At 35.9% G+C, this 22,103-nt stretch carries 20 protein-coding genes and 2 pseudogenes; 5 read left to right on the top strand and 17 right to left on the bottom strand.

The annotated features are described in order from the left end of the window. Nucleotides 1–339 precede the first annotated feature (339 nt). From Ami3637_RS15565 to Ami3637_RS17710, 11 genes and pseudogenes are all read right to left on the bottom strand, one after another. On the bottom strand, nucleotides 340–1,470 hold the full coding sequence (locus tag Ami3637_RS15565; RefSeq protein ID WP_162363360.1) for a hypothetical protein: 1,131 nt from the start codon (nucleotides 1,468–1,470) through the stop codon (nucleotides 340–342). A gap of 151 nt (nucleotides 1,471–1,621) precedes the next feature. After that, nucleotides 1,622–3,313 (bottom strand): methyl-accepting chemotaxis protein, encoded by a 1,692-nt coding sequence (locus Ami3637_RS15560; RefSeq protein ID WP_162363359.1) that lies wholly within the window; start codon nucleotides 3,311–3,313, stop codon nucleotides 1,622–1,624. Nucleotides 3,314–3,514: 201 nt separating this feature from the next. Next, on the bottom strand, nucleotides 3,515–4,069 hold the full coding sequence (locus Ami3637_RS15555) for a hemerythrin domain-containing protein (RefSeq protein WP_162363358.1): 555 nt from the start codon (nucleotides 4,067–4,069) through the stop codon (nucleotides 3,515–3,517). Nucleotides 4,070–4,146: 77 nt separating this feature from the next. Then, on the bottom strand, nucleotides 4,147–4,341 hold the full coding sequence (locus Ami3637_RS15550) for a DUF1858 domain-containing protein (protein ID WP_330586702.1): 195 nt from the start codon (nucleotides 4,339–4,341) through the stop codon (nucleotides 4,147–4,149). Nucleotides 4,342–4,516: 175 nt separating this feature from the next. Further along, nucleotides 4,517–5,734, bottom strand: coding sequence for a MalY/PatB family protein (locus Ami3637_RS15545; RefSeq protein ID WP_162363357.1), 1,218 nt, complete (start codon nucleotides 5,732–5,734; stop codon nucleotides 4,517–4,519). A 137-nt stretch (nucleotides 5,735–5,871) separates the two neighbouring features. Then, nucleotides 5,872–6,246, bottom strand: a complete 375-nt coding sequence (locus Ami3637_RS19270) for an amino acid kinase family protein (RefSeq protein ID WP_330586701.1) — start codon at nucleotides 6,244–6,246, stop codon at nucleotides 5,872–5,874. Further along, entirely contained in the window at nucleotides 6,180–6,806 is a 627-nt protein-coding gene (locus Ami3637_RS15540; protein WP_330586700.1) for an amino acid kinase family protein, read from the bottom strand. The genes Ami3637_RS19270 and Ami3637_RS15540 overlap by 67 nt, the downstream gene beginning before the upstream one ends. An 18-nt stretch (nucleotides 6,807–6,824) precedes the next feature. Then, entirely contained in the window at nucleotides 6,825–7,919 is a 1,095-nt protein-coding gene (aguA, locus tag Ami3637_RS15535; RefSeq protein ID WP_162363356.1) for an agmatine deiminase, read from the bottom strand. 29 nt (nucleotides 7,920–7,948) lie between these two features. Further along, nucleotides 7,949–9,312 (bottom strand): annotated as a pseudogene (locus Ami3637_RS15530) (APC family permease). Nucleotides 9,313–9,336: 24 nt separating this feature from the next. After that, nucleotides 9,337–9,930: a Rossmann-fold NAD(P)-binding domain-containing protein gene (locus Ami3637_RS17715; protein WP_243158046.1), complete on the bottom strand. Its 594-nt coding sequence runs from the start codon at nucleotides 9,928–9,930 to the stop codon at nucleotides 9,337–9,339. Beyond that, the gene (locus Ami3637_RS17710; RefSeq protein ID WP_243158045.1) at nucleotides 9,924–10,358 is read right to left on the bottom strand and encodes a Rossmann-fold NAD(P)-binding domain-containing protein; all 435 of its coding nucleotides are present in this window, start codon (nucleotides 10,356–10,358) and stop codon (nucleotides 9,924–9,926) included. The genes Ami3637_RS17715 and Ami3637_RS17710 overlap by 7 nt, the downstream gene beginning before the upstream one ends. A gap of 291 nt (nucleotides 10,359–10,649) precedes the next feature. Between Ami3637_RS17710 and Ami3637_RS15520 the strand changes: the two genes are divergently transcribed. The 3 genes from Ami3637_RS15520 (at nucleotide 10,650) to Ami3637_RS15510 (ending at nucleotide 13,009) form a co-directional block, all read left to right on the top strand. Then, on the top strand, nucleotides 10,650–11,615 hold the full coding sequence (locus Ami3637_RS15520) for a response regulator transcription factor (protein WP_162363355.1): 966 nt from the start codon (nucleotides 10,650–10,652) through the stop codon (nucleotides 11,613–11,615). Between the two features lie 84 nt (nucleotides 11,616–11,699). Then, nucleotides 11,700–12,005 (top strand): LPS biosynthesis protein, encoded by a 306-nt coding sequence (locus tag Ami3637_RS15515; protein ID WP_162363354.1) that lies wholly within the window; start codon nucleotides 11,700–11,702, stop codon nucleotides 12,003–12,005. Between the two features lie 173 nt (nucleotides 12,006–12,178). Then, nucleotides 12,179–13,009, top strand: a complete 831-nt coding sequence (locus Ami3637_RS15510; RefSeq protein WP_162363353.1) for an undecaprenyl-diphosphate phosphatase — start codon at nucleotides 12,179–12,181, stop codon at nucleotides 13,007–13,009. Nucleotides 13,010–13,105: 96 nt separating this feature from the next. Here Ami3637_RS15510 and Ami3637_RS15505 read toward each other — a convergent pair whose 3' ends face one another. The 5 genes from Ami3637_RS15505 to Ami3637_RS15485 all read right to left on the bottom strand — a co-directional run bounded on the left by Ami3637_RS15505 (nucleotide 13,106) and on the right by Ami3637_RS15485 (nucleotide 19,614). Then, entirely contained in the window at nucleotides 13,106–14,851 is a 1,746-nt protein-coding gene (locus Ami3637_RS15505; protein WP_330586699.1) for an ABC transporter ATP-binding protein, read from the bottom strand. An 8-nt stretch (nucleotides 14,852–14,859) separates the two neighbouring features. Further along, entirely contained in the window at nucleotides 14,860–16,647 is a 1,788-nt protein-coding gene (locus Ami3637_RS15500; protein ID WP_243158044.1) for an ABC transporter ATP-binding protein, read from the bottom strand. 181 nt (nucleotides 16,648–16,828) lie between these two features. Next, on the bottom strand, nucleotides 16,829–17,797 hold the full coding sequence (locus tag Ami3637_RS15495) for a helix-turn-helix domain-containing protein (protein ID WP_162363792.1): 969 nt from the start codon (nucleotides 17,795–17,797) through the stop codon (nucleotides 16,829–16,831). 309 nt (nucleotides 17,798–18,106) lie between these two features. Continuing rightward, entirely contained in the window at nucleotides 18,107–18,844 is a 738-nt protein-coding gene (locus Ami3637_RS15490) for a ZIP family metal transporter (protein ID WP_330586698.1), read from the bottom strand. 221 nt (nucleotides 18,845–19,065) lie between these two features. Beyond that, the gene (locus Ami3637_RS15485) at nucleotides 19,066–19,614 is read right to left on the bottom strand and encodes a lytic transglycosylase domain-containing protein (protein ID WP_162363350.1); all 549 of its coding nucleotides are present in this window, start codon (nucleotides 19,612–19,614) and stop codon (nucleotides 19,066–19,068) included. Nucleotides 19,615–19,901: 287 nt separating this feature from the next. On the opposite strand from Ami3637_RS15485, the pseudogene Ami3637_RS15480 reads away from it, so the two are divergent. Both Ami3637_RS15480 and Ami3637_RS15470 read left to right on the top strand, forming a co-directional pair. After that, a pseudogene (locus Ami3637_RS15480) lies at nucleotides 19,902–20,857 on the top strand (LysM peptidoglycan-binding domain-containing protein); the annotation flags it as partial. A 69-nt stretch (nucleotides 20,858–20,926) separates the two neighbouring features. Then, nucleotides 20,927–21,334, top strand: coding sequence for a C40 family peptidase (locus Ami3637_RS15470; protein ID WP_162363348.1), 408 nt, complete (start codon nucleotides 20,927–20,929; stop codon nucleotides 21,332–21,334). A 17-nt stretch (nucleotides 21,335–21,351) separates the two neighbouring features. On the opposite strand, the gene Ami3637_RS17705 is transcribed toward Ami3637_RS15470, so the two are convergent. Beyond that, on the bottom strand, nucleotides 21,352–22,101 hold the full coding sequence (locus Ami3637_RS17705; RefSeq protein ID WP_243158043.1) for an MFS transporter: 750 nt from the start codon (nucleotides 22,099–22,101) through the stop codon (nucleotides 21,352–21,354). Nucleotides 22,102–22,103 lie beyond the last annotated feature (2 nt).

Here is a 22,103-nt window from a genome sequence, read left to right as displayed (position 1 = left end):
TCGTTTCATTTTTCCCTTATTTTACCTTAATATTACAAAATTTTCTATGCAAACCAATACTTCTTCTGTTATATTGGCTTAAATATAACTCTGAATGCCTATATATATTTACCCTTCTGAAATTCTGAGAAAATATCCTGCTCCTTTCCTTCTAAATATCATTATAACGTCTTTTTTATTTCGTACTACTTTCAGCAATTTTTCTGATAAATTGCCTCTATCTTTATAATATAAGTTCTACACGGTAAGAATAATTATTTCAACCCCTTCTGCATCAAATGTTGTCTGGGGAGCATGAAATGTGATTTTACATGAACAATCTTGTCCTGCTCTTTTGTATTAAAAAATATGATAATAATCATTATCTTTTTTATACATAAATAAATCATCATTTAAAATCATTCGTTCATGGGTTAAACGTGAAAGATACAACACTTGTTTTTTACTGATGTCATAAATAAAAATGCAGTTCATCTTTTCTCTGTTCTTAATGTTGATGGACCCCATTATTCTGTTATCATAAAAATAGCAGAAGTTTCTCGTTTTAAATTCTGTGGGATTAACGATATCTATGGGGATGCCTTCTGAAGACAAATAATTCAGTTCATAGTCATAATAATCAATGTAAAGGCTGTCTGAATGGTTGGAAATTTTTCTCTTGCCTATATTTAAGACCATAAGCTTATCCCCTTCGTTAAAAATATTTGATGATACCCCTTCTTTATTAATCACCTTTTTACATACATTTGTTTTTAGATCATACATTAATATATTTGAGGTATGACCATCTGAGGATTTAGGGATTACATATAACATATTATTGTATATCAGATTAGAATCTGTATATAAAGCCACTCTGTCCAAACCAAAACCGGCTGCGGGTATAACGTACTTTGTCAAACTGAAATCAGTGGTATCTATTTCATATAATACAATTTGTGACTGATCCCCACTGGAGGAAAGTACATACATGTTATTTTTGTCATGATAAATGCCAATAGCAGTATCCCCCACCGTATGCTGGATTTTAATCATATTATATTTATCATCTACTTTTAAGAATACCGTAAAAATATCTTTACCGGCAGTAGCCCCTTCCAGCAGAAAGATTTCACCAGATTCATAACTCTTATAGAGAAAAGGCTGTCCAAAATGTCGAATTAAATCGTCTGAATTTTTGTAACCCACATTTTCTGACAAAAGGGTTAATTCTTGTTCTGGGAAAATATTATACCCTCCCATTATGTAACGCTGGTTTATTTCAGAAATTCCATCATTATTGAGTTCATATGCTGCAGAATGTTGTATCCCCATGGCACTTTTATATTGATTATAAAACAAAATTACCCTTACATTCCCAGGGATTCCTTCGTTTATCAGTTCTTCATAAACAACGTTATTTGTTTCTGTCCCTGGTGTACAACCGGTTAGACACAGTGTTATAAATATGCCCAGGATTAAATTTATCATTTTATAATTCTTCATATTTTATACCTTATTGCATCCTTAATATTGTCAACATTATACTATACATCCATTTTTATGGCAATTTAAAACCCCAATCCGGTAAATACTGAATCAGGGTTTGTAAATATCTATGCCGTTTTGCAAAATGACAGTGTTACTTCATTTCACCTAACTGAAATTGATTAATCAGATCTTTTAAAATGTGTGCCTGTCCGTTCAGTTCTTCTGCTGCTGCCGCACTTTCCTCTGCTGTGGCAGAATTGGTCTGTACCACGCTTGAAATTTGATCAATACCAATTGTTATCTGCTCCATAGAATCTGCCTGCTGCTCCGAAGTACTTGCTATATCTTTTATCTTTTCAGCAACAACCCCCGTATCCTGAACAACGGTTTCAAGAGATGCGGCAGTGTCATTGGCCATATTTGTACTGTTTTGTATAGCAGTTAATACGCTTTGAATATGTAATGTTGTGGTTTTGGCTGCATCTGCAGATTTCTGAGCCAGATTTCGTACTTCATCCGCTACTACAGCAAACCCTTTTCCTGCATTTCCAGCTCTGGCAGCCTCAACCGCTGCATTTAAAGCTAAAATATTTGTCTGGAAAGCGATATCTTCAATGGTCTTTATTATTTTTTCAATCTCATTTGAACTGTTTGCAAGGGTATCCATTGCAGTAATCATTTCCTGCATGGATTTATTACTCTTCTTTACACCATTTCCTGAATGAATAACCAGTTCATTGGCTTCCTGAGCGCTTTGAGCATTTCCTTTAATATTTGCTAATGCTTCATTGATTGTAGCAGATAATTGTTCTATGGCAGCAGCCTGTTCAACAGTCCCCTGAGAAAGAGCCTGAGCTCCGCTGGAAACCTGATCCGAACCAGTTTCTACCTGTTTGGAGGCAATATCTATTTGAAGAAGGGTACTGCTAAGATTTTCTCTAAGGCTTCTCATGGCGGTTAAAATTTCTTCATATCCACCAACATAGAATTCAACACATTTAGAAGTAACTGTAAAATCCCCCGCTGCTAATGCACCCAGAAGGTACTTGATATCGTCTATCATTGTTTTCAAATTTATTGTCATCTGAGCAAATGCCTTTGCCATCATCCCTACCTCATCATCTGAATTGTAGCTGAGAGTAGATTCAAAATTTCCTTCAACAATTTGTTTTGCAGCCAGATTTATTTCATTAATTGGTTTTACAATTAATCTAACGATGTATGAAGAAAGTAAGATAGACAGAATAATTGCTCCAACTAAAATAATACTGATGGCAATCATGGAAAAATTAAATAATGAATCTCCATAGTTGCTGGCATCTTCTGCTCCAGTCTTATTAAACTCAACTATTGTAAGAAATTGTTTAGAGGCATTTTCAAACAAGTCACTGGATTCTCCTGTAAGAATAGCATACGCTTGTTGTGTCTGATTTTTTTTACTAAGCTCAATCAGTTTACTGCTTGTCTGTAAATACTTTTCCCATGCTGTTTTAGCCTGCTCCAGGTTTTTTCTATCTGTATCACTGACAAAATAAGGTTCATAGGCAGTAAATTTTTGATTCATTTCTTCTTTCAGGGCAGCCATTTTATCTTCATATTTTTTCATGGATGCACTATCCAGAGATAAAATATGATCTGTTTCATAATTTCTGTAATCCGAGATGCCTTTATTCATTTCTTCGGCAAGTACAAGGGAAGGAAGCCAGTTACCTGTTATCTGTGTACTGGCCCCATTAATTTGCTTCATTAATACGATAGACGACCCTCCCACAATGGATAAACAGACTAATAAACTTACAACCAGAACAAATAATTTCTTTCCAATCTTTAAATTCTTCAGCATGGCTTTTTCTCCTTCGCACCCAATATTTAGTTATAAATCGACTTTTTAAGTGTATTGTTGCATATTATAAAATACTTGTCAATCAAATTCTTTCTAATTTTACAGAATATTACAAATATTTTTTCGTAAGAATAGACAGATTAAAAAAATAAAAAAGTCCTATAAAAAGGACTTTTAAAATAGCTAATTATTTATAACAAATCATTTTATTTTTTTCTCAAATTGTGCAATCAGATCCAGATATTTTTTTTGTACATTTTTATCCTGGGCCTCCAGTTCAAATAAATTACATTCCCGTTCAAGTTTAATCTGAGTTCTTTCTGATAAGTTTTTTTGTGCAAACTGATAGATGACATTATCCTCTTTTTCAATATGCCTTTCCAGTAATTTTGTATAAGAAATAGCATTAGCAATAACATCAAGCCTTGCTTCATCATCTCCAGCTATTACACTATTCACGGCGCTTTCAAGATTCTGAATATACAATCTTCCCAGATCATGTTCCACTAACATACCATTTTTCACTATCTTTTCGGCAATTGGGCTAAGTTCCTTAATCATTATATCAAATAGCAGTTTTTCTTCTTTACCATGATGGTGTTTATCTGCATAATTCCTTACAATATCAATTAATGTAAAAAAGTCTGCATAATCCATTTCATCATTTTGTAAGACTTTATAACAATATTTTCGGATTACTGTAAGCAATCTTTCAATATTTCTATGTTCTTCCACCATCATTTCGATATATTTCATTTGGTTTACCCTCCCCTTATTCCTTATATGATATGTTTTACTTCCCTGTTTAATGCTCCCCCTGAATTTAAAAGTTCTTACAGGGCTTTGTTTAGATTGTCAAGCAGCTTGTCTATATCAACGCCATGAACCTGTGCAGCTTCTTCCAGGGTTTCAGCCTGTGCAGAAGGACAGCCTATGCATCCCATACCAAACTCTGTCAGAACTTTAACCGTTTCTCCGTGGTTCCTTACCACTTCTCCAATAGTCATATCTTTTGTTATTGTCATCATTGCAACCTCCGTAAATTTAATAACTTTTGCAGTATGTCTGCTAACTTTATATTATCCGTAACTTTAATAAAAACATACATAATATTACCTTAAAATGACTATATAAAAAACCGAAACCAATCCTTCCCAACGTGGACCTGCTTCGGTTTTTACAAATTCTAAACAATGATTTCTGCTATTTATGTCCTTTATATTTATCTATGGCATCTGCAATCCTCTTTAGCCCTTCCTTCAGCATAGACTGGGGCATGGCCAGATTCAGTCTCACAAACCCCTTTGCATTTCCTACAAACAAAGCATCTCCGCCTTCTAACAATACACCCGCTTCCTGAGCGAAAAATAAAGGAAGATTTTCAATATCCGGGAGACACTTATTCAGATCTACCCATGCAAGATATGTAGCTTCAGGAATGCTATAGACGGCATCAGGAATTTTCTCTTCTAGAAAGTCTGCAAGGTACTGGAAATTATCGTCTAAATACATCTTTAGCTGCTCCAGCCATTCTGCACCTTTTTCATAAGCCGTCTGATTAGCTGTCAGTGAAATGGGATTAATAGAGCCAAGAGTCTTGTCGTTATGTCGAAAAGTCTTTCGGAGCTTTGTGTCTCTTATGATAATGTTGGAAAACATCATACCTGCCATATTAAAGGTTTTACTTGCCGCCATGCAGGTTACTAATTTTATGTAATCCGGCATTATCTTTCCCATTGGAATATGCTTCTTTTCCGACCTTATAAGATCACAATGTATTTCATCTGAAATAATAAAGAGATCATATTTTTTCGCTATCTCAGCAACCCTTGTCAGTTCTTCTTCGGTCCAGACTCTCCCCGTGGGATTATGGGGATTACACCATAGCAACAGTTTTACTTTGGGATCTGCTGCCTTTTTTTCAAGATCATCAAAGTCAATGGAAAATTGTCCTTTTTCATATTTTAAATCAGAGCATACCAGTTCTCTGCTGTTAAACTCTGCTGCACGTTTAAAGAAGCCATAAGCAGGAGTGGTAATCAGCAATTTTTCGTCTGGGGCAACTGTATCGGATACCAGTTCATATAATGCCGGAATTATCCCCGGAGAAAAAACCAGTTCTTCTTTGGGAAAGCTCCAGTCATAAAGTCTCCTGCACCAGGCGTCGAGAGCTTCATAATAACCGGGATCATATATCATGGTATACCCAAAAATTCTTTTATCAACTCTCTGTTTTATTGCCTGACAAATTTCTGGCGGAGTAGCAAATTCCATGTCCGCAACCCACATACGAATAAATTCATCATCAGCAAATGGAAATTCAATATCAGGGTGATCGCGAAAAATATAAGATCGGAACCCTTCGACATTCTGAGAATTTGTATTTTTCCTGTCTATGATTTCATCAAAATTATATTGCATCTTTCTCCTCCTTATGTTTTATTACATCAAGTATATAATAGTACACTAATTATTTCAACAAAGGAGATTCAATATTAAAAGAAGCAGAATACCTTCTATGAAAGATTTTCTGCTTCTTTTCTTATAAGTGGTTTAAGTTATACGATTTTAGTGCCGCTTTTTCCCATCATAGCAAGGGGTGCTTTTTCTAAGGATGCAATAACGGCTGTTCTGCCTTTTTTACTTTCCGCAAAAGATATGGCGGCTTCTACTTTAGGACGCATGCTTCCAGATGCAAACTGTCCTTCCTGGCAGTAATTTTTAGCTTCTTCTATAGTAATTTCAGTTAAATCCCGCTGTTGTGGAGTGCCAAAGTTAATGGCTACATAATCCACTGCAGTCAGTATAAAAAGATAATCTGCGTCTACCAGTTCAGCAAGCTTTGCTGTTGCATAATCCTTATCGATTACTGCAGGTACACTTTTATAATCTCCATTTTCATCCAGAACGACAGGGATACCTCCCCACCACATGCTATTACAATAAATTCGTGGTCCAATAACCTTTTTATTGAATCTTTCTCTACGATATCAATGGGCTTCGGTGAGGCGACCATTCTTCTAAAGCCTCTTCCTGAGTCTTCTTTCATGATTAAGTCAGCGTTTTCTTTCATTAATTTATTTGCTTCATCTTCCGTATAAAAACTGCCAATAGGTTTTGACGGATTTAAAAAGGCTGTGTCATTTTTGTCCACGAGCACCTGTGTTACTACAGTAACTGCCTGCCAAGGCATATTTTTCTTATGTAATTCTTTTTTTATCCCCTTTTGAAGATGATACCCGATATAACCCTGGCTCATGGCGGTGCACTCAGGAAGCTCCATTCCAGGCACCTTTTCAAGCTGCTTGGATGCCGTATCAAATGCCAGGTTAATCATTCCAACCTGTGGACCATTTCCATGACTAATAATGATTTCATGTCCCTGCTCAATTAATCCCACCAGAGAAGGTGCTGCATTCTCAATCATTTTTTGCTGTTCTTCAGGTGTATTACCCAGGGCATTTCCGCCAAGTGCTATTACAATTCTTGACATATGTATTTCTCCTTACTTCTATTTAATCTTAGGCTGCTGCTGTGTGATGCAATGAATGTTGCCTCCTCCAAGAAGAATTTCTCTTGCATATACGCCAACTATCTTATGGGTTGGGAAGCATTTCTGTAATGTTTCCTTTGCTTTTTCATCATTTTTATCATTGAACATTGGAAATACAACGCCGCCATTTGCAATATAGAAATTTGCATAAGAAGCAGCAAGTCTGTCCCCTTCCATACGAGGTAATGTTCCGTCAATAGCATCCACACCTTCACTCTCTTCTTTGGAAATTAAAATATTTGAAGGAAGGTAAAGCTTTGTTACTTCTAGTTTTCTGCCTTTGGCGTCTGTTTCATTACTTAAAATCTCAAAAGCTTTCTGGCAAATATCGTACTGTGGATCATTCTTGTCGTCTGTCCATGCAAGAACCACCTTACCCGGTGCCACATAATGGATAATGTTATCCACGTGTCCATTAGTTTCATCATTATAAATTCCAAATGGAATCCAGATGATTTTTTCAAGATTTAAATACTCTTTCAGTTTATTTTCTATTTCTTCTTTTGAAAGATCTGAGTTTCTGCCCTGGCTTAGCAGGCATTCTTCTGTGGTTATTAAAGTTCCTTCCCCATCAACATGTATGGAACCACCTTCTAAAATAAAATCATCTAAACGATATCGGTCTATTCTTTCTATATCACATACTTTTCGCGCCACATGATCATCATTGGCCCATGGAAAATACAAACCATCCACTAAACCGCCCCATGCATTAAAGGTCCAGTCAATTCCTCTGATTTCTTTGCCATTAGTTACAAAAGATGGCCCGCAGTCACGAATCCAGGAATCATCATTTGACATTTCAACAGTTCTTACACAATCAGGAAGCATATTTCTTGCGTTATCATACTGTGCATTGCTGACACATACAGTAACAGGCTCAAATTCACTTATAGCTTTTGCAACCTCCGCAAATACTTTTTGTGCAGGTTTTCCACCAAGTCTCCAGTTGTCCGGACGTTCTGGCCAGATAATCCAACAGCCTTCATGATTTTCAAATTCTCCCGGCATTCTGAATCCATCCTGTTTTGGAGTAGTAGTCAAAGTTTTCATATATATTCCTTCTTTCTAATTAAAATTTCTTATCCGACTCTTTTTACTTTAATAATGATTTCTCCGATAATAATAAATACGATGGAGCCAATAGTTATTGGCAATGTTCCTGCTAATGTCTCTTTATCAAAACTCAATGGTATTGCTAAAAAGATTAAAGCAATAATAATCAAGGCCATAGGTAAAATAGCTAATACTCTTAAAAAGGTTTTACTTCCTCCCACCTTAAACGGTCTTTCTACTTCAGAATCAATCTTTCGAAGCTTTAAGAAGGCCGGGAAGATTGGTAAATAAGCCATTAAGAACATGACTAAGTTAAGTGCAAAGAAACTCCAGAACAAGTCCTGATTAGGCAGAAATGGTGACAAGGTAACAATCAGGGTTGCTACTATACCATTCATAATAGCTGCTCCAGTAGGCATGTCATTCTTCTTGCTGGTCTTTGCAAAAACGGACGGCATATCACCATTCAGAGCTGCATATTTTGCCACATTATTTACCCCTAAAGACCAGGAAATCATATTTCCAAACAAGGTCAAAAGAAATAATACAGCCATTACACTAATGAAAATCCCCGTTGTCTTTCCTGTCAGAAGCTGAAGACTGTCGATTAATCCACTGCTTGTACTTACGTCCTTGGTTGGAATGGCAACTCCTATTCCGAAAGCTGAGAATATGTAAATAGCAGCAATAGTTATTCCTCCAACTATAATTGCCTGTGGTATCTGTTTCTTTGGATTATTCATACTGTCAGCAAATGTACATATTACTTCAAATCCCAAGAAATTGAACAATATAACAGAGATAAATGACAAACTGTTCAGGTCAAAAGATGGAAGTAATGAAGCTAAAGTATAATCATTAGCAACCCCTTTTGTCATGGCTCCATAAATACCGAATCCACCGACTACCAGTGCCAGAAATACTTTGATAATGGCTGCTCCATCCAGAATCCACACGCTGTCACATACTGGAAAAAAGCTAATGAATACAATCACCCATATAAAAATAAGTTCAATAATCAGGCTCGGTATAAGTCCCAATTCATGTCCGAAAATCATACCGATTATTTCCGGGAACATGACTGCCAGGGAAGCCATCCATAACGGGAAATTAATCCAGTAATACCAGGAAGCTCTAGCCCCCATTTTCCTCCAAAGGCCCTTTTTATCCAGTCATATAATCCGCCTTCACTGTTGTAGGTTGTTCCAAGCTCAGATGAGATTAAACCATATGGCAGCAGAAACGTAATAATTAGAAATAACCACCAGAAATATTGTGAGTTTCCTATTGCGGCAACTGGCGCAGCTGCTTCCGCCACAAATACAACGCATATTACAGCTAATATGGCATCAAACAGCCTAAATTTTTTCTTTCCATCAACTTCAGACATTGAGTTTTCTCCTTTCACTTAAGCTTAAAGTGCTCTTTTTAGGAATACTTCTAAGTCTGCTTTAGCCTGTGCCTGTTTTTCTTCATCTACTGGTGTTTTAACCTTTTCCAAAAAGTAAACCAGTAATCCTCTCATTGCAGTTAATCTGTTCTCTGCTTCATCAAAGCAAATGGAATACTGTGCATCAATGACTTCATCTACTACTTCCTCTCCTCTGCTTGCTGGCAGGCAATGCATAAATTTAGCATGAGGAGCTGCTTTTTTCATCATTGCATCGGTAACCTGATACTTAGGATAGAAAATTTCCATTCTTTGTTCTTTTGAAAGTTCTGCATCATACAGGCCATACCAAACATCTGTATATACAAAATCCGCATCTTTCAGAGCTTCATTTTCATCTTCTGTTATAAGAAAACTTCCGCCGGATTTCTTGCAATTCTCCTCAGCAATTTTGATATGATTTTCTCTTAACTGATAACCTTTTGGACCAAAATGAACAAAATTCATTCCTAGTTTTGTTGTAATAAACATCAGAGAAGCACACACCTGTGTGGCATCTCCAACGAAAACCACCTTACAGTCTTCTAATTTTTTGCCCTCAGGAAGATGCTCTAACATGGTGCATACATCCCCATTTCCTGAGTTGGATGATTATAATCTGACATTCCGTTTATAACTGGAATTGTTGCATTTGCTGCAAGATCTGCAACACTTTTATGTCTGTCAACTCTTGCCATAACGATATCTACTAATCTTGATAAAACTTTACTTGTATCTTCAATTGTTTCATGTCCTCCCAGCTGTATCTGTCCAGGAGCTAAATATTGAGCGTGTCCGCCTAACTGTCCCATTGCTGTTTCAAAAGATATTCTTGTTCTGGTAGAAGATTGCTGAAAAATCATGCCTAATGATTTGTTCTTTAATAATTGCGGATAATAGCCTGCTTTAATACATTTCTTAATTTTCAAGGAAAGATTAATAATATACATTAGTTCTTCCTTCGTAAAATCATTTGTGTCGATAAAGTCCTTCTTAAATTTCTCCATAACTCTAATTTCTCCTTTTCATGATTAATATTTAGCTGATAACATTTCCAGGCTGCCACTCATTTATATATTTTCGTGTCCCTGCCTGGTGACTTGACCATAATCTTGATTACCCCGGTTGAAAAGGAGGATTTTTTTATAACTCTTATATCTCCTGTAAACTTTTCGTATAAACTTTTCTAAACTTTTCGCATTATACCCAGAGTTTAGTTGAGTTTATTGAAATAATCTTGTATTCATTTTCTTCTTACGCTATACTAAACCTATAATGGCAGGAGGGAGAAATACTGAATGGACATCATTATTTTTTTATATAACATAGCATTACTTCTACTTTACGGAACCTCTATGATTTACAGTTTTATCACCTATCGCATAAAAAAATATCCATTCTGTTTTTACCTTACCATTCTGTTTTTATTTTATATTTTCGATAACACTGTCATCTATATGACAGAATTTCTTAATGATTTTTCAAAAGGATATAACACTTCGTTTATGTCTGTTCCCGCATTTAAAACAGTAATCGTCATAGTAACCTCCATTTGCATTACCAAGATTAATGCACAGATTCTACAGAAAACTGTCTCTGTATTGGATGGAATCGTACTGTTTTCTTTAGCCCTATGGGATTTGTTTGTCCCTTTACTGCCGGACAGTGCCCTGATGGTTTGGCTTTATTATCTTCCATATCAGCTTTTCACCTTGTATATCAGTACAAATGGACTTTTAACTATAAAAAAACAAAAGAAAATATCAAAAGACCTTCCATTTATCAAGCATTATAGGAAAATTCTTTTATGTACTCTTTTGTTCTCCTTTTTAATCGTTATAGAAGACAGTATCGTAATATTTAATTTTGATATTTATACAAACCTTTTGGTAAAAATCAATAATAGAAGTGTTACAGAAGACATTTTAAGTATTATTTATTGTTTATTTGTTATCTGCCTTTTATCTAAAGAGCTGCAAGCTGACAATTCAACTTATATACCTGCCCCTATGGATAAGCCTGCAGATCATGATTATTTCTATCAGTTCGTTAAAATGCACAACCTAACATCCAGAGAGCAGGATATTTTAAAATACCTTTTAGAAGATAAAAGCAATCAGGAAATCAGTGATATTCTTTTTATTTCAATTGGTACTGTTAAAACTCACGTTCACAACATATATCATAAAATGGAAGTTACAAAAAGAAATCAGTTAATCAAGGTGTATAACGACTGGTTATGTACTCTTGCAGCAGATAGCTAGTTCAATCTTTATGAATTGTAATAAAAATAAGTTATTCAATGGACATGTTAAAATTCAATATATAAGCAAGAAAAGAGGGTTAGAATGTTAATCGATGGAAATCTAAAAGAAAAAGAAGCCATGGAAGCTTTTCACCGTGGGGAAAGGAACGAAGGCCTTAAAATTCAGGATGAGTTTATCAAAGACCTGCATGAGGCTATAAAGACACAGGACCACTGTTCCTGTCAAAAGCCCTGTAAATATCATGGGAAATGCTTAGAGTGCGTTGCCATACATAGAGCTCACCAGGAACATCTGCCTAACTGTTTTCAGTTGATGGTAAATCGTAAAATAGAAAATCTGTCTGAGTTAACAGAACACACCATAGTAGATGAATTAAAAAACAAATAATGGAAGTCCAAAGCAAGGTATTAAAAAACCTTGCTTTTGTATTGAAATTATCATCATATATTATTTGATTATGTAAATTTTTATGTTAAAATAATAAGGCATGTTTAGAAGGGGTTCTATGCAGCTATTGGCTTTTTCAGCAATAAAACAGGATTAGGAGGAAAATTAAACTTATGGAATTTATTGAAATATTAAAAGCTATTATCTTAGGTATTGTTGAGGGCATTACAGAATGGCTTCCTATCAGCAGTACCGGACATATGATTCTGGTAGATGAATTTTTAAAACTTAACACATCTGCTGCTTTTAAGGAAATGTTTCTGGTTGTTATCCAGCTGGGAGCAATCATGGCTGTTGTGGTTTTATATTGGAGGAAACTAAATCCCATATCCTTTAGCAAAAGGTCTGTTATTCAAAAGGATATTATTACCATATGGTTTAAGATATTTGTTGCCTGCGTACCTGCAGCAATTATTGGATTTTTGTTTGATGACCAGATTGAAGCACTGTTCTTTAATTATCAGACTGTATCCGTCACTTTAATTTTATATGGTATTTTATTTATTTTAATTGAAGCAAGAAATCGAAACAAAGTTGCTCAAATCAAGACAATTTCTCAGATTACCTATAAGACAGCACTGCTGATTGGTATATTCCAGTTGCTTGCTTTAATACCCGGCACTTCCCGTTCCGGCGCAACAATCCTTGGAGCAATTTTAATCGGAACATCCAGAACTGTTGCCGCAGAGTTCACTTTTTATCTGGCCATTCCGGTAATGTTTGGTGCCAGCCTGTTAAAGATATTAAAGTTTGGTTTCCATTTTACAGGTATGGAAATGGCTATTCTGCTTACAGGCACAGTTGTAGCATTTTTCGTATCCATATTGGCAATCAAATTCCTGATGGGCTACATAAAGAAGCACAATTTTCAGGTTTTTGGTTGGTATCGAATCATATTAGGTATTGCAGTTCTTGCATATTTTTCAGTAAAAAACTTCTTTTAAATATCATAGCCAATACCCAGTTGAATCTCCGTTAAATACTATAAAATAAATACCGCTGATGTTACCATTCAGCGGTATTTTTCTATGTTTTTTCAGCTATAACGTCCATTCAGCTGATTTTGTCTGTAAATTCCACAATTTATTGTATATTCCTCTGGATTTCAGTAATTCTTCATGGGTTCCTTCCTCGTGAACTCTGCCTTCATTCAGAACAACGATATGATCTGCTCCAGCAATGGTTCTCATCCTATGGGCAATCACCAGTACAGTCTTATTCTTTACCAGTCTGGATATGGCCTTTTGAACTTTAGATTCATTTTCCACATCCAGTGATGCCGTTGCTTCATCCAGCAGTACAATAGGCGCATCTTTCAGCAAGGCCCTGGCTATGGAAATTCTCTGTCTTTCACCACCGGAAAGAGCTGAGCCGTTCTCTCCAATTATGGTCTGGTATCCATTTGGCATTTTTTGAATAAATTCATCACACATGGCCATTGCAGCCGCTTTGAGAACTTCTTCATCTGTTGCACCACGCCTCCCAAGCCGTATGTTTTCCATAACAGTATTGTTAAATAAAACTACATCCTGAAAAACTATGGCATAATTTTTCAATAGTTCTTCTGGTTCTATCTGGGAAATGTCGTTACCTCCAACAGTAATCTTTCCGGACTGTATATCCCAGAAACGGGCTGCCAGCTTTGAGACGGTACTCTTTCCCCCACCGGAAGGTCCTACCAGTGCTGTGACTTCTCCTTGCTTTGCAGTAAAACTTATACCATCCAATACTTTATCTTTTTTCTCTGTATCTTTGGAATCATAGGAGAAATCCACATGTTCAAAACAAATATCGTAGCAGGAAAATTCAGGTTGATTTTCTCCCATCTGTATTTTTTCATTTTCAATCTCTTTCATTCGATTAATCTTAAGTTCTGTAGAAAAAATAGCTGCCAGATTCTGCAACGCAATTGCCAATGGATCAAAAACCCGGGAAGCTGCAATAAGAAAAACTAGTAAAGTTAGAAAATCTGCATTTCCTGTTAGTATCTGACTTGCTCCCACAAGAATCAGTGTAGCAATTCCCACTCTTAGCATCATTTGAGAAGAAATAACAAATATTGCCGTATTCAATTCTGCAGAAATATTAATTCTTTCTGACTCTTTTAATATCTGGTCTAACTTGGCCAGATAACTTTCAGACTGATTATTTGCCTTTATTTCCCGGACTGTTTCAAGACACTCCTGAATACTGTCTGCCCGCTCCAGTTTTGAATCTTCATGTAGTTTATTAACTTTGTCTTGTTGTTTTCTTCCCAGAATAGTAATGGCAAAAGCTACTGGGACTACCCACAATAATGATACCGCCAGTTTCCATCCACACAGGAATAATCCAATGCTCACAAACAGCAACGATATAATGGCCCCGAAGAGCTCTGGTATGAAATGTGAAAATGCTGTTTCCACTCCTGCACAGTCTGACATAATTGTAGTTGTCAGATCAGATAAGTCCTTCTTTCCGAAAAAAGAAAGGGGAATTTTTCGTAATTTTTCAGCTATGGAAATTCTCTGTTCTGCACTTTCTTCATAAGAAGCCAGAAAAGTAGCGTTATATTGTCTCCGCTCACAAATCCAGATTATGCCCAGAAGTAAAACAGATATAGCAATATACACATAAACCGGCAGGACTTTATCTATTCCCCCTGTATAAGAGATACTTAAGGCTTTTACCACCATATATAAAAGTCCTACAGGAAACATAAAACTCAAATCTGTTAAGGTGCATGCAAAGATTGCTTTCAGCAAATCTTTTGCTCCTTTTTCACTTAATGCAAATTTATTTCTCAAAAATTGAATCATAATGCATTCACCGTCCCCTCTTTTACTTTCCATTCTATAGATGTCTGATACTCTTCCCACATTCTGTAATATAGTCCTTCCTGACTCAATAATTGTTCATGGTTTCCTTTTTCTTTTATATGACCGTTCTCAATAACCAGAATCTGATCCGCATGCCTTACAGTAGAAAGCCTGTGAGCAATAATCAATACGGTTTTATTTTTGGTAAGTACTTCAAATGCCTGCTGAATTTTATACTCATTTTCCGGATCAGCAAATGCTGTGGCCTCATCTAGTAAAACAATGGGAGAATCTTTTAAAATTGCCCTTGCCAGAGCAATACGCTGTGCTTCTCCTCCGGACAGATAAGTCCCCTTGCTTCCTACAATGGTATTTATCCCTTCTGGCATTTTGTTAAATATTTCATCACACTGAGCAGCTGTTGCAGCACTTAATATCTGCTTTTTTGTTGCATTTTGCTTTGAAAATTTTATATTTTCAAATAAACTGATTTTAAATAAATTTGTATTTTGAAATACAAATGACACTTTATTCATCAGTTCTTTTATTGGAATTCTCTTGACATCAACGCCTCCTATAGTAATTTCACCCAGGTCAGCATCAAAAAACCGCGGAATAAGTGACGCTACTGTAGTTTTTCCACCTCCAGAAGGGCCCACCAGGGCTACTGTAGTTCCTTCTTTTATACAAAAGGATAAATGCTCAACTGCAGCACGCTCTGCCCCTGGGTATGAAAATGTTACATCGTGAAACTCTATATCTGAGCCTGCTGGCAGTTTTATATCACCATCTGCTGGCTGCTCCTGAATTTCTTCCTCCAGTATACTGTTGATTCTGTTAGCAGCATCTTTAGCAAGCATAAGATTCTCACTGGAAAACATTACTTTATTCATTACAACAGTAAGAATTGGAGTAAAGATACAGTAAAAAATAAAATCTGACAAAAACTTTTCTGGATTAACTGTAGACCCTATTAATAAAACTCCTGCAGGTATTAACAGAGCAAAAACACAATTTACTGCAATCGTAAAGTTGCACATTGGGACACGCAGACTGATAGTATAATTAACTGCCCATCTTTTATATCGTATGATTGCTTCATAAAAATTTTTAAATGAAAAAACAGTCTGTCCAAAAGTTTTAACTACTGGTATTCCTCTAACATATTCAACTGCTTCATTATTCATATCTTCAAGAGCATTCTGGTACTCCTTCATAGCATTAGCCATATTATTGCCCATCATTTGCCGCATAAGAATTACACTGATTACAATTGGAATCAGACTGATTATCCCCATCCTCCAGTCAAAAGCCAGAAGCATCACTAGCATTGCCACAGGAGTTACTAAGGCTCCTGCCAGATCTGGAAGGATATGCGCAAGGAATGTTTCTGTCTGTCCTGAACTTTCATCAATAATACGTCTCAATTTTCCGGTTCCGTTTAAGTCAAAATATCCCATAGGAAGCTTTAACATATGATGCAATGCCTGACTTCTCATATTTCTGGCTGTTCGGAATGCTGCGATATGAGTGCACATCAGAGCTGCACAATAAATAAAAATCCCGGCCAGTGAAAAAATAACTGCAACCCACCCGTAATAAGTAAGATTGGATGCCCCGGTTACATCAGGCAATACCTTTAGTATTTCATATGCTATTTTCCATATACAGATAAACGGTACCAGAACCAGTATAGAACTGATACCCGATAGTATACATCCAAGATAAGTCAGGTATTTATACTTCCCCGCAAAATCAAGGATTCTTTTTTTCTTTTCTTTCAAATTATGACACCTCCGCACGTTAGCTATCGCTAACCCATTATGTTTTTAAAAGCACCTCTCATAGGTGCTTATTTTTTTATTTCCTGTTTATTTTAATTCCATTTAGATCTGTTATCTACTCCAAATCAGCATTTGCTAATCCATTCAGACAATTAATATAACCCCTTAAAAAAATGGCTCCTCAAATATAATATCCGTTTTTACTTTCTCTGAACACACTAGGACTGACTCCGATTATGTCTTTAAACGCTGCAGCAAATTTACTGCCATTTTCATATCCTACACAGTTGGCAATTTCTAAAACGTTATGATCTGTTTCCAGCAGCATTTGTGCAGCCGCATGCATTCGATACTTTTTTACATAAGCATAGATACCACTTCCAAATACGCCTTTAAAACAGTTCTTCATTGAAGTTAATGCAATGTCATGTTCTTTTGCAAGCTGTTCCAATGTATATTTTTTATCTAAGTGCTCCGTAATCTGTTTGTGTATTGATTTAATCTTTTCAACTTGCATTCTAGGAAAATAAGTTTTCTGTTCAGGATATTCCCCTTCTAACGTGCTTAAAATCAATATTATTTCTAGTACTTTTAATTTGAAAATATCCTTTTTAATTTGCTCTGGAACACAATACAGTTCAAAAAAAATATGTTTGATTCGTTCTCTTTGTCGTGCAAGAAAAAAACCTTTCCTGCCGCATAAACTATTGCAGATTTTTTCTATGTTAATTTTATTTTCACCAAATTGACAATCAATTTCTTTTTGAGCTGTTTTAGGTGTGATGGCAATGGAAACCCCATGATAGTGGGATAAGGGAAAATAAGACTTATGACAGTATCCGTCTTTCCGGTTTACAGAAAAATCTCCTTCAGCCATATATAAATAATCTCCATTATGGAACTCACATTCAATCCGCCCCTCATTGCAGTGATTAATCTCAAACATTTCCTGGGAAGGTTTTATATCAATGTGAACTTTTTGCATATGTACATCATTGTATATGATGTCGATTCCTTCAAATACCTGATAGCTGGTCATTTTAGCACTTCCAGTTTTGTCTGTCACCAGATAGACCGCCATGTCATCCCTGCGGCTTAGGATTTTTACATCATCTCCATATAATGACTTTTCCAGTGATGTGGGCTGCATCAAAATCACCTCCTGATATAATGATTCCGGATATATTTTTTTAAGGTAGTTTTTATAATGGTCAATACATACAAAATTAAGATTATTGCTGTAAAGGATACAATTCCGTAAAAAAGTGATTTCATTTCATTACTCATTTTTATTACCTTCTTCTTGTTTCAATTTCTACATTTCATCAGTTAGTATATGCTAACTGTAATCGGTTGTCAATAACCATATGGCTTTTCAAAAAACAGCAGAGACAGGCTGGTGGCAGAATAACCCCGAGCCTGTCTCTTTTTCTGTTTTCTTATTTAATTAATATAAATTTCATCCTAAAGCTACATCCAGAATCATCATAAGAAGGAATCCGGACATTACGCCCATGGTTCCAACATTTGAATGTTCCCCCAGATGAGCTTCTGGAATTAATTCTTCTACCACTACATACATCATGGCGCCAGCAGCAAAAGATAAAAGCCACGGCATATAAGGTAAAATCAGCCAGGCAACCAGTACAGATAATATTCCAAAAATCGGTTCCACTATGCCAGACAGACTACCCATGACAAATGACTTTTTTACGCTTACACCTTCCTGACGTAAAGGAAGAGATATGGCAGCTCCTTCGGGGAAATTCTGTATGCCAATTCCTAAAGCCAGCATCATAGCCGGCAGATAATCACCAGAGCCATGCTGTGCTGCCAGAGCAAAAGAGAGTCCAACAGCCATACCTTCTGGTATATTATGCAGGGTAACAGCCAGTACCAATAAGGAAGTCCTTTTCATTGATAAAGAAATTCCTTCTGTTACATTGGTACCTGGATGCATATGGGGAATCCATTTATCCAGCCCATATAAAAAAAATATGCCAAGAATAAATCCTCCTGCTGCAGGAATCCATCCCACCTGACCATTGGCTTCTGCTTCTTCAATTGCCGGAATCAGCAGGCTCCACACAGAAGCGGCAATCATAACCCCAGCTGCAAATCCCAGAAATATTTTCTGAACCTTTCTGTTCATATTATTTCTGAATAAAAAAACCATGGCCGCGCCAAGTGTTGTCATTGAAAAAGTAAATGCCGTTCCCCCTGTCGCCCATAATAATGTATTTATCATCATCAATCTCTCTTTCTTTTTATCATGATTTATTCATACAATCAAAATGAAGAATTAGTATAAGCTAACTGCAATCTGACTTTACCATTTTTTTCACTATTTATCAATATCATAAAAATAAAAAAGCTATCTATTTTATCAGACAGCTTTTAAAAAATACATATAATCTCTTAATTTATTCTATATAGAATCCTATATATTTTCTCGTTCAATTTAACCTTTTTTATGTATTTGACTGTTTCACTATAGGGGATGTTATCAATATCTTCTCCATCTTCAGATATCAATGAATTACTGATCCATTTGTTTACATTACCTCTGCCTGCATTGTAAGCAGCCAAAATCAGTTCTGTAGACCCAAATTCTTTTCTGATATTATCAATATACCAGGATCCCATTTTGATGTTTAATTCTGGATTATATAAATCAGTTCTGTTAAATCCTTCCACACTCATAGATTCGGCTATCCACTCAGCAGTTGAACCTGTCAGCTGCATGAGACCAATCGCCCCTTTATGCGACGTGGCATCCTTATCAAATTTGCTTTCTGTTTTAATCACAGCCATCAAAAAGTACGGATCAATATTATATTCTCTAGAATACTTCATTACATAATCCTTATACAGCATCGGATAAGAAATATTATAAACGATTTCTCTGGCGATAAATAATGCAAATACAAACACTAAAAACACAATAATTTTTCTATTTCTTGTCATCCCATTTTTCCTTTTCTTTTTATGCGTTATTCCATGACTTATACAGTTTAAAAGATTATTCCTCATTTGTCAAAACTCAAAAATAGTAAATTTTTTCTTTGTACATACAGCAAATTAATCATTATTCTTTATCAAAGATCTATCCTCTTAAAATTTATTTTTTCCTTGTAATTCATTTGATTTTCAACGTTTATGTGAATAATCTCTTTGCATTTTTCAGAATTTTTCATGATATTATATTGATTCGTAAGCAACAATATAGTATTATAATACAATCTATTAAATAAATGAGGTTCAGAATGAATATAAAACAATTTTTAAATGAGCATAAATTTCTTATAAATAATAAAATCACCCAATTAAATAAACGTACTAAAATTTCTATTTTATCAGGCATAATTCTATGTACTATTCTAAGTACTATTCTAATCACACTATCCACTCCTGATGTATATCAAGTATTAATCGCTGGTAAAAAATCTGGATATATAACAGACAAATCTGTCATCAATGACACCCTAAAACAGATAAAAAAAGATTATAAAAATAAAAATGCCCAGATTTCAGTTAATACGGATAAAATTAGTTGTGAACCAACTGATTTGGATAAAAAAGCAGTAACACCTCTAACCGTTAAAAAGTTAGAGAAAAAAATCCTTGCTTCAGATATATGCACATTAAAGGGATGGGCTATTAATATCAGTGGCAAAACAGTTGCTGCAGTAACATCTAAAAAAGAGGCCCAAACTGTTCTAGCCAATGTAAAAAATCACTTTCTGACTAAAGACAGCAATGTAATTGCTTCCAATTTTAAAGAAAAGGTTATGATTACTCAGGCAGCTATACATGTATCTGATCTTGTAAAGCCTGATAAAGCCGTACTTGTACTTCTTTCCGGTGAAAAGAAGCCTGAATCTTATACCGTAAAGGACGGAGATACCATATGGGGCATTGCCTCTGAAAATGGTACTACAGTAGATGAACTGGAAAAAGCCAATCCAGGTTTTGATCCAAATCAGATAAAAATTGGGCAGCAGCTTAATTTATATGCCCTTAAACCCTATGTTACCGTTCAGACCCGGGAATTAGTCTCTTCAACAGAAAAAATCGATTTTAACACAGTCTATGAAGAATCAGGTTCCCTCTATAAGGGTGAAATTAAAATAAAAACTGCTGGTGTATATGGTTCCAAAATGTCACTTCAGAAATTACAAAAGAAAATGGAACGATTACTGCAACAAAAATAATTAAATCCATTACAACAGCTGAACCTCAGACTCAGATTGCGTTAAAAGGTACTAAATCAGAGCCTGTGTATGTTGCCACCAGAGGTCAGAAAAGATCTCTTTCTATAAGCGCTTCTGGCAGCCAGATTGTTGCCTATGCTGAAAAGTTTATTGGTGTTCCTTACAGTCACGGGGGTTCAACCCCAGAAGGATTCGACTGTTCTGGTTTTACCCGGTACGTCTATGAGAATTTCGGAGCATCTCTGCCCCATTCTTCTGCCAGCCAGTATAGCTGCGGTACTACAGTGAACAAATCACAGCTTCAGCCAGGAGACCTGATATTTTTCTCAAATTCCTCCAACATCAGCCATGTAGGAATTTATGTTGGAGGCGGAAAGTTTATCCACTCTCCTCAGACTGGAGACCATGTTAAAATCAGCAGCTTTTCTTCCAGTAACCTGAATTACTGTGGTGCTGTAAGAATAGCCCAGTAAAAAATATAAAAGTATATTTACTGTTTATTTTCGGGGATTTTCATGACAAGTACTATGGCAAACAGGGTTATCCCCAGCCCTGCTAAAAAAGTATCTCTTTGTGCATATAAATAGATTACACTTTTGCTCAATTCTGATTGCGATGCATAATGAGCCTGTCTGGTAATCAGCATTGCACTGCCAACTGCTGTTCCAAATGTATTTCCTATATTTCTCATGGTTGCCAGCATTCCGGAAGCCACTCCGGAATATTCTTTTGGTGCGGAACCAAGTATTGCAGAATTAATAGCTGATACGCTGAATCCATTCCCCGCCCCTACCATGATTAGCACCAGTAAAATCAGTAGAATATTCATATTTTCTTTGAAAAATCCAACCAGGATGCAATTTAATGCAATCAATACCAGCCCGGTCACAGCTGGTTTCTTTGTTCCGTATTTATCTGAGAAGTCTCCCCCAAAAGGTGAAGCAATCATCATAGCTATAGGTGAAGCTAACAACACCAGTCCCGCCTTATCCGTATCCATAAGCAAAATATTTATCAGAAAAAAAGGAAAAAGATATGCAGTCAGCTGTTGCGTCATATAAGACAATGCACAAGTAGCATTTGCCAGTGAAAAGGTCCGGTTGTGAAATAATTTTAATGGCATAAGAGGTGCGGCTGCAGATTTTTCCCAAAAGATAAATACCCCCATCATCAAAACAAATACGACAACGCATAAAGTAAAAGAACAGGATTTTATTCCCCAGTCATCGCTGAAATTCATTC

It is taken from the genome of Aminipila terrae (assembly GCF_010120715.1).
In the GTDB taxonomy this organism is placed as follows: domain Bacteria; phylum Bacillota; class Clostridia; order Peptostreptococcales; family Anaerovoracaceae; genus Aminipila; species Aminipila terrae.
The sequence above is the reverse complement of the archived record's forward strand: the minus strand, read 5'-3'. Positions and strand labels throughout refer to the sequence as shown.